Below are 13,763 nucleotides of genomic sequence, written 5' to 3'. Positions count from 1 at the left end.
CAAAACGGCATTAATAAACGATTTGCCATCAAAGCCTAAAATTCATTGCTTGCGGATTTCCTAAACGGAAATCACGCGCAACAAAGCTATCTTTAGGGTCGGCTGCCCCGATAGCTATCGGGCTTCGGACGAATCAAAGCAAACAAGCTTGGCCTAACCCTTGCACACACATTACCCCCCTTAAAAATACATTTGCACAAGCCCGTACCACATTTCACGATTTAGGCCTCGGAATAACGCTGGCCAAGAACTTAAAAGTTTCCGATTATTTGACCTAGGTCAAATAAATTCCTTCATTACCGCTTTAGTTTTGCATTTTAAATCACCATAAAATTTTAAAATGGCACTTGTAGAACCACACCCATTAACAGCTTCTTCGCACGACAGTCAAATACGCTTAGAAAAAGCATTGGAACACCTTCAAAATGGAAAGGGACTTATTCTGACCGATGATCATGACAGGGAAAATGAAGGGGACCTCATTTTTTCCCCTCACCATATGACCATTAGCGATATGGCCCTTATGATAAGAAGAGGTAGTGGCATTGTCTGTCTTTGTCTGACCAATGATAAAGCTGACGCACTTCAGTTACCCTATATGGTAAAGGAAAATACAAGTAGCTTCCAAACCCCTTTCACCGTTTCCATAGAAGCAAAAGAAGGGGTAACTACAGGGGTTTCGGCCAAAGACAGATTAAAGACCGTTCAAGTTGCCTGCCGTGAAAATGCCACAAGCCACGATTTAGCAAAACCGGGCCACATCTTTCCGCTAAGGGCCAATGACAATGGGGTACTACAAAGAAACGGCCATACCGAAGGCAGCATCGACCTAATGAAATTAGCCGGTCTAAAACCGGAAGCCGTACTATGTGAATTGATGAACGACGACGGGACCATGGCAAAAATTGACACGATTACACGGCTTGCCCACGAACATGATTTGATGGTCGTATCCATACAAGACATTATTCATTATCGTAAATTTGTTAGAGATTACTACTAAATGACAAATTATATTGAGCTCGCGAATTTCATACAAAAGAACATTCATATAGAAGATGACGATTTAAAAACCGTGCTATCTTATTTTAAGAGCATCAAAAAAAGTAAAAATGAAATTTTACTTTCACACGGTAAACATAGTCAGGTGAGCTATTTCGTGAAAAAAGGTTGCCTAAGGCTATTTTACATAGATGAGGAAGGCAAAGACGTCACCCGTTACATTGCATTTGAAAATCAATTTGCTACAGAACTGGTTAGTTTTATAACGAATGAACCCGCACAAGAAAGCATTCAAGTCATCGAAAACAGTGAGCTTTTATATATCACCCACGAAGACTTTAGACATCTGATGACCCTTGTTCCCAAATGGAAGGACTTTTACAGTATCTATTTGGAAAAGGCGTATGTAAACAACGCTAAAAGATTAATTTCATTTACTACCCTAGATGCATCAGAGCGATACAAACAATTATTTAAAATAAATCCGAACATTGTCAAGCGTTTACCGAACAAGATTGTAGCTTCTTATATTAACATCTCACAAGAAACTTTGAGTCGAATAAAGTCCAAAATTTGAAAAGGCAGCCTCCTCCCCTCCCTTTATAAAGTTATGGGTAAAAAAACTAGTGCCGAATTGATTATGCAAGTGGAGCTGCACCCAACTTCCCATTCTTGTAGGTCCGTTAAAATAGAATGGCGGAAAACACGTTTAACAACAAAACCCAAGCCTAATACGGACTTTAGACCGAAACCGATAAGGTCTGTGTATAATTGCAATGTCGCTGAATCTTTTGGGTTTAGCTTTGAACAACAAATAAAACCAAACCATAAGCTTTAGCTTCGTGTGCAAACGGGAACCGGCCTGTGCTTCAACTCCCCTGCCACTGTTTTCGAACGGCGTAGCTTCATACTACGCTTGGCTCAAACCTTGTGCGTCATACCAAGAAAATGGACGAAATATTTAGTCAGATAAAAATCTTTTTTGAGCAAAACCCGGAATACTCGTATTTACTGTTCACCGTTGTTTTTCTCATTTACGGAATCGGGAGTTTCATGAACAAAGATTGGGCGACCAATCCCGCTAACAGTACCCAAAAATTAAACTATGAAACTTTTGGACATAATGCTTTTAGATTTGGTAGAGGCTTGCTTTTTATACTAGGGGCTATCGCCGGCATATTCGGATTCTTATGGGCCATAGAGTAACTATATAAATCGCACCTATCCCCTAAACCTATGAAAATAAAGCTCGTAATCTTATTTATTTTGGTCCTAACCGGACTTTCGTGCAAAACAACCTTAAAGAATACGAACACCCATCGGAAGCTAAAGATCGAGTGGACAGAAAATTTAAAAGGCGACTTTTCCTTCAAAGACAAATGGAGTTATCCTGAATATGTTTATCGCAACGCCCATGGACAATTAAGCTGCGATGGAAATTGCCCCTTAGAAACCGACCGAATGAAAGATGCGTCCGGAAAAATCTATAAAGATTCCTTGCAAGCCTTCTATGCCCTTATCGATACCACCCATGTATTTCACTCTTTACGATCGCAAAACAAGATGTATGAATACTCCGGAACCGATTTTATTGAATTCCATAAAACCGAAAACGGAATTGTCAAAGGGAAATCGGCAAATAACGTTTCAACGAATAGCAGTCTCATTATAGAAATACAAAACGATTCGTGCTTGGTTTGGGTCGATTTTAATAGTATCAGGGGTTTAGGTCAGAATATCTTCCCCCTTACAAACGGAAGCATTACAGTTGACCGAAAACGATTTGAAGAAGGCACTTTAAAAGCTGCATTCGATTTTCATTTCAAAAACACCTTAGAACCGAACATCCCCCTTTTCTGGAAAGGACTGATCCATAGTAAAATAAAAACCGAATGAACAAGTACGAAGGCTCGGAAAACCTAGGGCAATACGGATATGGATCTGAACAGAAAAAACGAAACAGCACACTGACGGAATAGCTTTAACCTATGCTCAGCGCGAGCGCCACCATCAATTATGGAACTATGAAATACACCTATATAACACTGCTCTTCCTTTCCCTTGTTCTATACAGCTCCGGAAACGAGACTAGACAAGAAACCTTTGTAACGCCCTCAACTTACATCGATAGTATTTTTACCGCTGTCAAAAACAATGATTTCAAAAAGTTTAGAAGGCAATTTGATTCCCAGGAACTAAAAAAAGCCAATCGCCTAAAAACATTGGGGAACCTTAATGAGGTCCAAGAAAAATTCATCCTTTATGTAGATGACCATGAAAAAGGACTAGTCGAGAATTACAACAACCTTAAGGATACCATAAGCAAATACGGCCTAAGCCGAGATAGGCAATACCACAACCGTTTTGTGTATGTTAACAGACTTGATAAAACCCATAAGCGGGTAGAGTATGCCAAAAGTGTCGATTTTAGCTTTTTAAAAGACTCTGTGATCTTGACTTTTACCCCTTTCCACTATGAATTGCACAAGACCGACACCCATTGGGTCTCTAAAAATAAACTAGAAGTCAAAAGGTATCCCGTACAGGAAATTTCTAAAAGACCCCCCTATTTTGTCAATACCATCCCTGAAGATTTTATCGCCTACGGTGAAAAAATATATACCCTGATCAAAAATAAAAACCTAGAGGACTTACAACTGGAATACCCTCAAAAGGATGAATTCGGGCTATTGAACACTTCCGAAGAAAGTCTTGGGAAACTACCGAGGTATCTACAGGAAAACCATGTCAAATTAGAAAAAGAGTTCGATACCTTTACTATTGTAGAATCGTTATACCGCGAAAGGACAAGCGTATTATGGAAGAAAAAAAACTACAGAAACGAAGGGAATATGAGGGTTACACTTTATGTCAAAACCACAAAGGGAGACAGGCTCATAAATATAATTTGTATGCCCACCGAAAAAAGGATAATGTTAGACCATATATCCACTAAGCTGATTACCCCCTAGAAATAAAGTTTTAAAAGATGATAAAACAAGCTTACTTAGAAGCGAATATCCCAAGTAGGCCCGTAAGCATCGAATCCGTTGGCTAGGGCATTCCCAAAAAGTCTTTCCGATCCTTTATATTTACCCTTGTGGTTTGCATTTTTTATAAAGGAATCCGTATACTTTCGTTCGGTAATTCAAAAAGGAAAAACAGTTACACCACACAAGCCTTGGCCCAGCCCTGGTAAAAACAAATAGATCTACTCGTGGAGCAACTAAAAAAGAACAAAAAGGCCATCATTATTTCGCTTTTCTTCACGCTTATAGCCCTACTATCATTTTATACCTGGAGAAAAGAAGCATCCTTGAATTCCAACAGAAAAATAACCATAGGAAGGGTAACCGACGTCAACTATTCCATTAAAAACGGATATATTTCCTATGAGTTCTATGTCGACGGCAAGCATTACGACACAAGTGACCCCGACGACGCCGGATGGCCCAAATACTTCCGACAGGGCAAAGCGGTCAAAAACCAGTTCTACCCCGTGGAATACGACCTTACGGACCCCTACAATTCCAAAATTAAAATAACCCAAATGCCGATCAGCTTAAAAACCCTTTTAGAAAATGGAACTAAAGTCAAGGGCTTGGTTGAGAAATCGAGTCCGGTATCCGATTCGTATGTAGACCTATACATCAGCTATACCTTCCTCAAGCGTCAATTCAAATTCAGGACAAGATTGCACAAAGACAGTTTACCCTGCGGAACGGCCGATAGCTGCCCACAAAAAGAGATCGACCTAGTAATATCCGATTACTTCCCCGATGTAAGCGATCTGTATTATTCCAGCTATGACAGAATTGCCAGGGAAAAAGCAAAAAGACGAAAACCCTAGGCTTCGATAATACGGTGTTTACCTTCGTAGAACCTAGGCATCCATTACACAGTTCTCCCTTCATATGAATATACCTCCAAACTTTACACGTTTAAAAGAATGTCTTTACCTTTGAAGCATCAATCTACTAATGGGCACTACCAAATGCCAGCTGAATTTTAGCACTACCCTATGGCCCTATCTAAGCGCCCTAACACTATAAACACATAAACCATTATATATACAGATGAAAACGTCATCATTAAATTCCGCCCTCGCCCTAGCTACCGTAGTTATCGTACTTTCTTCCTGTGGGGCAAAAAACAAGAAAAGCCCAAGCAAGGATTTTGAGGACCATCACACCCCTGAAGTCGCATTGGATTGGCAGGGGCATTACTATGGCCTACTGCCCTGTGCCGATTGTGAGGGCATAGCGACCGAATTAAGCCTCAAAGACGACCTTACCTATGTTCTGACCCGAGTCTGGAAAAAGAAGGGCACTGCCGCGTCCGATACCCTAAAAGGGAAATTCACATGGCAAGGAAACCATATCAAATTAGAAGGCATGGAAGACTATAGCAGTCCGGCCACTTTTAAGGTCGAAGAAAACCGTGTTCGCCAATTGGACATGGACGGAAATGAGATCACCAGCCCATTAGCGGCACATTATGTACTTTCGAAAATGGGAAATCCGCAAATTGAGGATCAACGATGGCAAGTAGTCGAACTCAACGGAAAGCCGGTAAACGGTACTCCGGAAACGCACTACCTTATTTTCCATTCGAAAGAAAGACGCCTTGAGGCAAAGATGAATTGCAACGTACTATCTAAAAGTTACAGGATCACCGATCAGTTCAAGATTACCATCGGCCAAGGTATTTCTACCATGATGGCCTGCCCAGACCCTCTAGAGGCCGAATTCAACAAAGCCCTTGACATGGCCGACAACATTGCCGTCGGCGACGGAACAATGACGATCAACAAAGCACGTATGGCGCCCTTGGTAAGCCTTAAATTAGTGGAATAAAAGTCCCGTTTTCCATATACAACGGCAACTTTTCCCATACCTCAACGTTCTAGCGTATTAAATAAACTACCATGAAAATTGAACCCCTTAAAGAAGGACAATGCAGCAATGGCATAATTTGCAAAAGCTTTCTCATTAGTGCCTATACAAGCATTGAAGAACTAATGGAGACCTACAGGCAACTTTTAGGGCAAAACAAGGGGAGTTCAGTGTTGCTTACCCTTGATGACTTGGGACAGGCCGAATACACTTGTGGCCATTCGACGATGACCCATAATTTAGATGAAACGGAAAACTACGATTTATCGATGGTCGACCCGGTAGCCTTTGAAGACGGGGAACACATCGGCTACTTATCGACCCCATCTGAATTCTTTATAAGAAAAAACAATTTTGACAAGCTCGTAAAAGGAGTAGCATATTCTTCCGTACTTCAAAAAGGCTTAAGTCTAGATGACGAAGAGCTGGAACGCCTGGTCGATGCAAATACCAATCCGTATGCGTGGATCGATGAATATGTAATCGCAAAAATAGTTCCTGTAGAAAAATCCTATGAAGCCATTTGTGCCTTTCCCAACGGATATTTCAGTTGTGACCTAAATCCCTTTGAAAACTATGTTTTGGCCAAAAGACTTTACGACAAATACGGATACGAATTATTCGGGATTGGAGCCTCATTGCTCGGCTTTGTCAAAAACGAAAAACTTCAAGAAAAAGAATACCGAGGCCTCGTCGCCGATTTATCAGAACTGTATCATCGTCCTGAAGCTGAAATCGAAAAAATAATAAACCCCAAGAACAATTTACTTTTCCTAAAATATACCGAGCAATTGGAATAGCATGATAAGGGCCCGCCACAAAGAAACAGGACAGGAAACAAACAACTCCTTCCCTGCCCTTTTTAAAACACCCGTAGCAATCTATCTTGCTTTTTCCGTAAGCCTACACCTTCATAAACACATGTGATTTACTATCTTAGTCCTTATAAGTTGTATAGTATCAATGATGCTATACTAGCGTTGTGTATGGTATACCATGGGTATGGCCCTTAACAAACATCAAAAGGCATATGAAAGTAAATGAAGTGATCGACTTAATTAAATCCACTTATCCGGACTCTTGGTTTAAGGAGGTAAATCAAGAATGGATCAAAGAGATTGAATCAAAATATTCAGAGCTTCCTAAAAACTTAAAGACCTTATACAATCAGCTAGGTTATGGCGGAATTGGCCCAAGCCACTATGCCATACATGTGTTAATGGAACCCGAAGAAATCTATGATCCCCTAACAGCGAAAGAATTGGCCGGAAAATTAATCGTTGGAGATGATTTTGCCGGATGCTGTTATGCATATGACACCCAAGATAATTGGCAATTTGGATATATTGAACATACTGGTGAATTTGAATCATTGGAAGGTGTCTATTCGGACTTTATAGATTTTTTGAGAGCATTGGCCACCAATGAAAAAGAATAAAAACGCAAGAACTTGTAAATGGCAACAGAAGAAAATCAATTGGGCATATTCACGGATTTTTGAGACGGCGAGCACCCGCATCACCTGCCTTTAATGGCTTTAAGAAATGATAGGTCGAACAAAGATTGCAACCTTGAAATTAGTCTAAACCCGATCGAGCATATATTCCAAGACCATGAAAGGCAGACGATCATCAAAGATTTGGAACTTCTGATCAAGCAAGACGATTGGAGACCTCAACTGATCTTTTGCATCTCTATTTTGAAATTACACCGCGAAGACCTCCCAAACCTAAAAAAGGAACTATGCCATAAATTAAACGAACAACGGTTTTGGGTAAGTCCACAATTGGCGGCAACGGTATCGATCCTAGATTCAAACTTTAAATCGATGGCCATCGACATCCTAAAAAAGCAAAAACGAATTGACCATGTAGACCGGTTAAGCAGTGATCATGTCTTTATTGAACTAAGCAGAGGAAATACACCATTCGAAGACAAGGGCAAGATTGCAATTCGATGGAAAGAAAGAGTATTACAACCGTTACAAGACGAAAAAATATAAGTCGCCCCCCATAAAGACCCCAGGTAAAGGTCACCCCCATCTTTCCCCTTGCCTTTTTTAAAAACTCAACAATCTTCTGTCTTACATTTTTTTGTAAGAAAAATCCTTTCCATATATACAATTTAATATCTTAGTACTTATTAAGTAGGATAGCATCAATGATCATATTCTGTTGTTGGCAGTAATATCGACAGACGAAGAAACTGAATATTAACCTAAAGCGGTTCTATTGATAAACATTTTTTAAACTTTTAAAATCGAACATTATGAAAAAAGTACTTTTTATTTTACTATGCTCATTTGTAAGCTTTGCTTTTACAACAAATGAAAAAGTCGAGCCAATTTCTGTAGAAGAAAATACAGAATTTATATTACCTATGGAGGTAAAGGTATATCCTATTGAAAATGGCTCTATTACTGTGGTAACACCAGCAAGAAGTACTTGCGATGAAGGTGTAGTGTCAAATTTAACCATCGAAGTTGACTGCGGAGGTGGTGGAGGTTATTCTTGGAGTGGAAAAATATGCTACGAACACATCGAAGCTTTAGTCGAACAATTCCAAGAATCTTGTTAAATATTTTATGAAGTCATAGAACCGCTTTTTCAACAAAAAACAAAATGAAAAAACTTACAATAATATTTACTTTGCTACTATGTATAAACCTTTATTCGCAGGACAAAATGGGTTTAGTGCAATACGGTCACAAACAAAGTATGGGGTTAGGCGCACCTATTGGAGTAGATTACAATGCAGTCCTAATCTTTAACAATAACCATTCAAGTTATATGTATGCTAAAGATTCTTTAGAAGGTGGCTTTGTCAACAAATCCGTGGTTATAAAAAAAGACAGTGATAATGTGTTTGTTAAACCAATGAGAACTTCTAAAGAGGGTTATCAGGTTTATATAGAACTAAACAATCAAATGTTAACAAGGAACAAAGGGTATAGCTATGTTAAAGAAAATATACCAAAAATAGATTGGAAAATCTTAAAAGAGAAAAAGAAAATTGGAACTTTTGAATGTGTTAAAGCGATCGGTATATTTAGAGGAAGAGAATATACCGCTTGGTTTACAAAATCAATTCCTTTATCATATGGCCCATGGAAATTACAAGGTTTGCCTGGATTAATCCTTGAAGCTTATGATACAAATAAAGAAGTATATTTCTATTTTAAATCCATAAAGTATCCTTTAGATAACAAAATAAAAATCACCAAACCAAATCCCAAAAGTGATAGTACTGATTGGATAACCTTAGATGAGTATAAAAAATTATTAAAAAATCTTCACGAAAAAAATATTCAAAATGGTAGAATGATAGCAGAAACTTATGATGCCGTTGATACAACTGAAAATGAAATACCAATGAAAAACTTTTTTATAGAGGCATTTGACGAATAAATGAAAAAACTTCAATTAATATTTTTCTTTATAAATACCTATTTCTCTATCTCACAAGAATATAAAGTCTCTGGTGTTTTATACTCAATTCAAAATGAACCAGTCCAAAATGCGACAATTCTAGTTTATCAAGAAAACGAAATAATTGCTTATACCTATTCTAACACAAATGGTCGGTATCAAACAAAATTTAACTTGAAAGGTAGAGAGTCTAATAAATTAAAAATAGTTGCAAATAGTTTAGGATTTCAAGAGAAAGAAAGAATAATAGGCATTGAAAACAAAACCGAATACAATCTTGACTTTATTTTAGAAGAAAAAGCAGAACAATTAAACGAAGTTGTTTTGGAGGCTCGGGAAAAAATAAAAGTAAAGCAAGATACAATAACATATAAAGTTTCAGCTTTTAAAGAGGGTTCAGAAACTGTAGTTGAAGATTTACTCAAAAATATTCCCGGAATAGAAGTGTTATCTGATGGAAATATTAAAGTGAATGGGAAAGCTATAGACAAATTGCTAATTGAAGGTGATGACCTTTTTGACGATAAATATAAATTGTTGACCAAAAACTTAGACGCCAACAATATTGAAGAAGTTGAAGTGTTAAACAATTTTGAAGATAATCCTGTATTGAAAAACTTTCAAGAATCTGAGAAAGTGGCCTTGAATCTAAAATTAAAAGAGGATAAAAAAAATGTATGGTTTGGTAATTTTGATTTAGGCTACGGAACTTATAACCGTTACAATTCAACAGCTAACATTGGACTTCTAAAAAAGAAAATAAAGTTTTTCAACCTGACAAATGTAAACAGTATAGGAAGAACAGCTATTTCGCAAGTTAAAAATACCGGAAAGTTAAATATTAGTGGTTTTGACACCAGTAAAAAGATTGAAAAAACAAATAATACTTTTGTCAATATAGATAATCTGTCATCAACAAACTTTTCAAACAACGAAGATATTTTTAATAACTCGTTTTTAAACTCTTTGAGTTTTGTTACCAACTTATCAAAACAAACCAAAATAAGAAGTCTAACTTACTTTACTTATGATGAGATAGAAAAGCAAAACGATAACATTACAGAATATTTTATCGAGCCAGAGGTTATTTCTTTTAATGAACAAAACAGGGTTAATATTAAAGATTTATCGTTTGTAACAGAATTAGAGCTTAAACACTATTCTGAAAACGAGACCTATTTTACCTACGACTTTACATTTGAAAACAACCCAACTGAAACAAAAGGAAACCTAATTTTTAACAACGATAATATTTTGCAATTTCAAGATGATAAAAAATATAATTTCTTCAATCATCTAAGTAATACAAAAAAAATCACTAACAATACGCTTTTATTGGCTTATGGTTATTTAGGTATAAACAATACAAAACAGGATTATACAATTCAGCCCAACATTTTCAGCGATATTTTCAACAATGATGAGGATTTAACCATAACCCAAAACAGCAACACGCCTTTAAGCTATTATGGTCTGATTTCTGAAATAGTTACAAAAGGAAAAAAGTCAGAATATGGATTGGAATTTTCAGCTACTGTTGATAGGGATCGGATTGAGAACAGTTTTAGGTTTGATAACCAAACACCAGTCGATACGATTTCAAACAATACCGATTATAAAAATACTAGAATTTCAATTTTAGGTAAATACAACTACGATATTTCAAAGCTGTTTAAAATTAGTAGCTCGTTAAGTGTTTCTCAAAACTATTTAGATGTCAATAACACCAAAAAGGATTTCTTTTTTATTAATCCAAAAATCAGGTTTCATACTAAAAAAACCAAGATTGGTAATTTTGGGATAAGTTATAGCTACCAAAACAATTTGCCACAAGCTCGATATTTAACAGAGGATTTTATATTAACCAATTATAGAACATTTAATAGAGGAACGAACGACATACAACAAATTAACAATCATAGTTTTGGTTTTTTCTACACCTTTAACAATTATAAAAAGCAGTTTTTAATCAACTCTTTTCTGTTACATAGCTTTGCGGACAAAAGTTATGGTTTAAACAGCCAGATTACGGAACAGACAAACTTTAACGAATACCAAATCATTGATGGAGGAAAATTGACTAATTATAATTTAAGCATTACAAGATACTTAAAAGCATTTTCTAGCACATTAAAAGTCAGTACTCAACAGTCATGGTCAAATAATCCAATAATCATAAACAACAATATTAACGAAGTCATAAATTATAATGCCAATTATAGAATACAAGGAACAACTTATTTTAAACTGCCAGTAAACTTTAAATTTGGCTTTCAGTACAACTATTCAAAAGGGGAATTTGACAATCAAATCTCAACAAATGAGTATTTGGAAAGTAATTTAGGTGCAACCTTAAAATTATCTGACCAATGGCTATTTAAAATTGAAAACAATTATTATTCGATAAACGAAAATGACTATTGGTTTATAAATGCCAATCTGAATTACAATCCCGAAAAAAGCCATTTTTCTTATAGATTATCAGCTAACAACTTATCCAACATTACAGAATTTAAAGATATTTTTATATCTGAATTCCAACGAAACGAAACAAATTTTAGAGTAATTCCAAGCTACATACTTTTAAACATAAAATACAGATTTTGACAAACGAACTGAATAAAATACTACTGCCAACAACGAACTGAGGTAAAAAATAACTATAATTTAGCTCAGTTCTTTATTAGCCTCCGTGGCGACACCCATAAGTAAATAAGTAATCGATTCATTATACTTTTATTAGGCAGGATTTGATTATTTTAAGATGCCCAATTAAGGGAAGATTATGACGTTTACTTTAAAAACGCATTGTAGCCAATTATAACCATTGAATTAATTTTTAAGGGTCAAGGTTTTAAAATCCATATAATCACCTACAAAATTTAAAGAATAAATTACCTCAAATTTAGATCAATACCAACAAATGCTATTATTATGAGACCAGTCAAGATAATTGTTTCCAGTTTTACGTTAGGAAATGCACACATAACAAGCTTTCCCGATGATCAAAATTCACGAATTTTATACAAAGTTCCATTATACCGTGTTTATGTTGAGGGAAGGGACGCTGCGAATAACTTAGTGCAAGAAGATTTTGAAGCCGTACGCTTTGGAGTACATAAACCTTATTCTAGCCATCCTAGAATGGTAGGTTTGGCCGAAGCTCAAACGTACAATCTAACATGGGATTGGGTCACTACGATGCAGGAAGATGCATGGCGGGTCTATGATGGATTTTTTATCCATAGAGGGCCGAGGGATCCAATGTTCGGTTTTGGTTCTATTGGGTGTGTAGAAATTTGTGGCATTGGCGAGTGGGACCGATTTAACAATACAATTTTGAATTTAACAGGACTGACTAGCTTTACAGAAATAAGTAACAAACAATTATTAACCGCTGAGTATGAAAGTGCTACTCGGCCTCCATTAACACTTGTATAAGGATGAAACAAATTATTAGTATTCTTTTAGTTCTCTTGATATTCTGTAGTTGTAAGGAAAATAAGAATCAAAATACAGAACAAATTACTAACCGATTGGAACAAAAAAAAGACAGTGTTTCAGAGCCTCCTATTAAAATAATCGGTGTTGTGTTTGACAGCATTTATAAGAACCCATCGGTACAACTTAATACAATCAATGAAAGCTTAAACGAATTGTATAAAGAAGCTAAGAAAATAAATAATAAAGAATATTTAGATAGGAGGATAAATGACATTAAATTAAAAAGGTTTGCCAAAAGTTTGGCAAAACAGTTTGATAACGACGATTTTACAAGAGCAACACAAATAAATGCCTCTTTTTTAACAAAGAAAGAACAAAAAAACCCAGGGGATGTTAGGATAGAAGAATGGTATTTTAAAGATGAAAATACAGCTAAATCTTGTTTTGAGAGTTTGATTGAGTATGAAGAGCGGGAACTCTATTTTAATTTCATAAGTTGGATATGGGTGCAGCAGAATAATAAATTATTTCTCATATTCACTACTGAATTTAATGTAGATGAAGAACCTATGCAAACTGTAAAGCGACATTTGACCGATGTTTTAAGTAAACAGGGGGAATATGGTATTATTGAAATGCATTGAAATAGTCAATCATCTTGATTAACTTTAGAGCTAATAAATACTGAAATTAAATAATTATCCACTACTCGTTTCAAAGAAGATTCTGAAGCTACGCAAGCCATGAAATGATATCTAATCGATATTGTAAAAAACAGTGAGCATATAATCATATCGAAATAGGACAAATGTTATTTTTAAGTAAATTCAAGTTCTTCTATTTTTTTGGAGCCATTGAAGATAACACAAGTAACCGTTGCACAACCCCATAATCATTAAAATAACGACTCACATAACCGCTTTTTAAGGCGGTTTTATCTTTTAGACCACTGGCCAACCTATATTTTTTGGGTAGCCTACAAGTGAACTTTGAA

The 13,763-nt window shown here is 36.2% G+C and carries 15 protein-coding genes; all 15 read left to right on the top strand.

Going from position 1 to position 13,763, the window contains the following annotated elements; all coding sequences use genetic code 11:
- The first annotated feature begins 340 nt into the window (after positions 1-340).
- The 15 genes from ribB to B4Q04_RS20955 all read left to right on the top strand — a co-directional run bounded on the left by ribB (position 341) and on the right by B4Q04_RS20955 (position 13,413).
- On the top strand, positions 341-1,003 hold the full coding sequence (gene ribB, locus B4Q04_RS21025; protein WP_088697990.1) for a 3,4-dihydroxy-2-butanone-4-phosphate synthase: 663 nt from the start codon (positions 341-343) through the stop codon (positions 1,001-1,003).
- Positions 1,004-1,579, top strand: a complete 576-nt coding sequence (locus tag B4Q04_RS21020) for a Crp/Fnr family transcriptional regulator (RefSeq protein WP_088697989.1) — start codon at positions 1,004-1,006, stop codon at positions 1,577-1,579.
- Positions 1,580-1,950: 371 nt separating this feature from the next.
- On the top strand, positions 1,951-2,208 hold the full coding sequence (locus tag B4Q04_RS21015) for an immunity 17 family protein (RefSeq protein WP_013994646.1): 258 nt from the start codon (positions 1,951-1,953) through the stop codon (positions 2,206-2,208).
- 30 nt (positions 2,209-2,238) lie between these two features.
- Entirely contained in the window at positions 2,239-2,898 is a 660-nt protein-coding gene (locus tag B4Q04_RS21010) for a hypothetical protein (RefSeq protein WP_013994645.1), read from the top strand.
- Positions 2,899-2,990: 92 nt separating this feature from the next.
- Positions 2,991-3,974: a hypothetical protein gene (locus tag B4Q04_RS21005; protein WP_088697988.1), complete on the top strand. Its 984-nt coding sequence runs from the start codon at positions 2,991-2,993 to the stop codon at positions 3,972-3,974.
- A gap of 245 nt (positions 3,975-4,219) precedes the next feature.
- Positions 4,220-4,852, top strand: a complete 633-nt coding sequence (locus B4Q04_RS21000; RefSeq protein ID WP_088697987.1) for a hypothetical protein — start codon at positions 4,220-4,222, stop codon at positions 4,850-4,852.
- Between the two features lie 226 nt (positions 4,853-5,078).
- The gene (locus tag B4Q04_RS20995) at positions 5,079-5,858 is read left to right on the top strand and encodes a copper resistance protein NlpE N-terminal domain-containing protein (protein ID WP_088697986.1); all 780 of its coding nucleotides are present in this window, start codon (positions 5,079-5,081) and stop codon (positions 5,856-5,858) included.
- A gap of 71 nt (positions 5,859-5,929) precedes the next feature.
- The gene (locus B4Q04_RS20990; RefSeq protein WP_088697985.1) at positions 5,930-6,697 is read left to right on the top strand and encodes a hypothetical protein; all 768 of its coding nucleotides are present in this window, start codon (positions 5,930-5,932) and stop codon (positions 6,695-6,697) included.
- 230 nt (positions 6,698-6,927) lie between these two features.
- A complete protein-coding gene (locus B4Q04_RS20985) occupies positions 6,928-7,335 on the top strand; it encodes an SMI1/KNR4 family protein (RefSeq protein WP_013994639.1) in 408 nt (135 codons plus the stop codon).
- A 93-nt stretch (positions 7,336-7,428) separates the two neighbouring features.
- Positions 7,429-7,899 (top strand): hypothetical protein, encoded by a 471-nt coding sequence (locus tag B4Q04_RS20980; protein WP_088697984.1) that lies wholly within the window; start codon positions 7,429-7,431, stop codon positions 7,897-7,899.
- A 266-nt stretch (positions 7,900-8,165) separates the two neighbouring features.
- The gene (locus B4Q04_RS20975; protein ID WP_088697983.1) at positions 8,166-8,474 is read left to right on the top strand and encodes a hypothetical protein; all 309 of its coding nucleotides are present in this window, start codon (positions 8,166-8,168) and stop codon (positions 8,472-8,474) included.
- A 44-nt stretch (positions 8,475-8,518) separates the two neighbouring features.
- Positions 8,519-9,304 (top strand): GLPGLI family protein, encoded by a 786-nt coding sequence (locus B4Q04_RS20970; protein ID WP_013994636.1) that lies wholly within the window; start codon positions 8,519-8,521, stop codon positions 9,302-9,304.
- Positions 9,305-11,932 (top strand): carboxypeptidase-like regulatory domain-containing protein, encoded by a 2,628-nt coding sequence (locus tag B4Q04_RS20965; protein ID WP_088697982.1) that lies wholly within the window; start codon positions 9,305-9,307, stop codon positions 11,930-11,932. It abuts the gene before it with no gap.
- Between the two features lie 327 nt (positions 11,933-12,259).
- On the top strand, positions 12,260-12,766 hold the full coding sequence (locus B4Q04_RS20960; RefSeq protein ID WP_088697981.1) for a hypothetical protein: 507 nt from the start codon (positions 12,260-12,262) through the stop codon (positions 12,764-12,766).
- 2 nt (positions 12,767-12,768) lie between these two features.
- The gene (locus B4Q04_RS20955) at positions 12,769-13,413 is read left to right on the top strand and encodes a hypothetical protein (protein WP_088697980.1); all 645 of its coding nucleotides are present in this window, start codon (positions 12,769-12,771) and stop codon (positions 13,411-13,413) included.
- Positions 13,414-13,763: the final 350 nt, after the last annotated feature.

This window comes from Zobellia sp. OII3 (genome assembly GCF_002211465.1).
In the GTDB taxonomy this organism is placed as follows: domain Bacteria; phylum Bacteroidota; class Bacteroidia; order Flavobacteriales; family Flavobacteriaceae; genus Zobellia; species Zobellia galactanivorans.
Note: the sequence above shows the minus strand (reverse complement) of the source record. Positions and strands in the feature narration are given on the sequence as shown.

Coding starts and splice junctions, on each gene's coding strand:
- B4Q04_RS20995 (WP_088697986.1), top strand. CDS start 5,079: ATGAAAACGTCATCATTAAATTCCGCCCTCGCCCTAGCTACCGTAGTT.
- B4Q04_RS21005 (WP_088697988.1), top strand. CDS start 2,991: ATGCTCAGCGCGAGCGCCACCATCAATTATGGAACTATGAAATACACC.
- B4Q04_RS21020 (WP_088697989.1), top strand. CDS start 1,004: ATGACAAATTATATTGAGCTCGCGAATTTCATACAAAAGAACATTCAT.
- B4Q04_RS20970 (WP_013994636.1), top strand. CDS start 8,519: ATGAAAAAACTTACAATAATATTTACTTTGCTACTATGTATAAACCTT.
- B4Q04_RS21015 (WP_013994646.1), top strand. CDS start 1,951: ATGGACGAAATATTTAGTCAGATAAAAATCTTTTTTGAGCAAAACCCG.
- ribB (WP_088697990.1), top strand. CDS start 341: ATGGCACTTGTAGAACCACACCCATTAACAGCTTCTTCGCACGACAGT.
- B4Q04_RS21010 (WP_013994645.1), top strand. CDS start 2,239: ATGAAAATAAAGCTCGTAATCTTATTTATTTTGGTCCTAACCGGACTT.
- B4Q04_RS20980 (WP_088697984.1), top strand. CDS start 7,429: ATGGCTTTAAGAAATGATAGGTCGAACAAAGATTGCAACCTTGAAATT.
- B4Q04_RS20975 (WP_088697983.1), top strand. CDS start 8,166: ATGAAAAAAGTACTTTTTATTTTACTATGCTCATTTGTAAGCTTTGCT.
- B4Q04_RS20990 (WP_088697985.1), top strand. CDS start 5,930: ATGAAAATTGAACCCCTTAAAGAAGGACAATGCAGCAATGGCATAATT.
- B4Q04_RS20960 (WP_088697981.1), top strand. CDS start 12,260: ATGAGACCAGTCAAGATAATTGTTTCCAGTTTTACGTTAGGAAATGCA.
- B4Q04_RS20955 (WP_088697980.1), top strand. CDS start 12,769: ATGAAACAAATTATTAGTATTCTTTTAGTTCTCTTGATATTCTGTAGT.
- B4Q04_RS20965 (WP_088697982.1), top strand. CDS start 9,305: ATGAAAAAACTTCAATTAATATTTTTCTTTATAAATACCTATTTCTCT.
- B4Q04_RS20985 (WP_013994639.1), top strand. CDS start 6,928: ATGAAAGTAAATGAAGTGATCGACTTAATTAAATCCACTTATCCGGAC.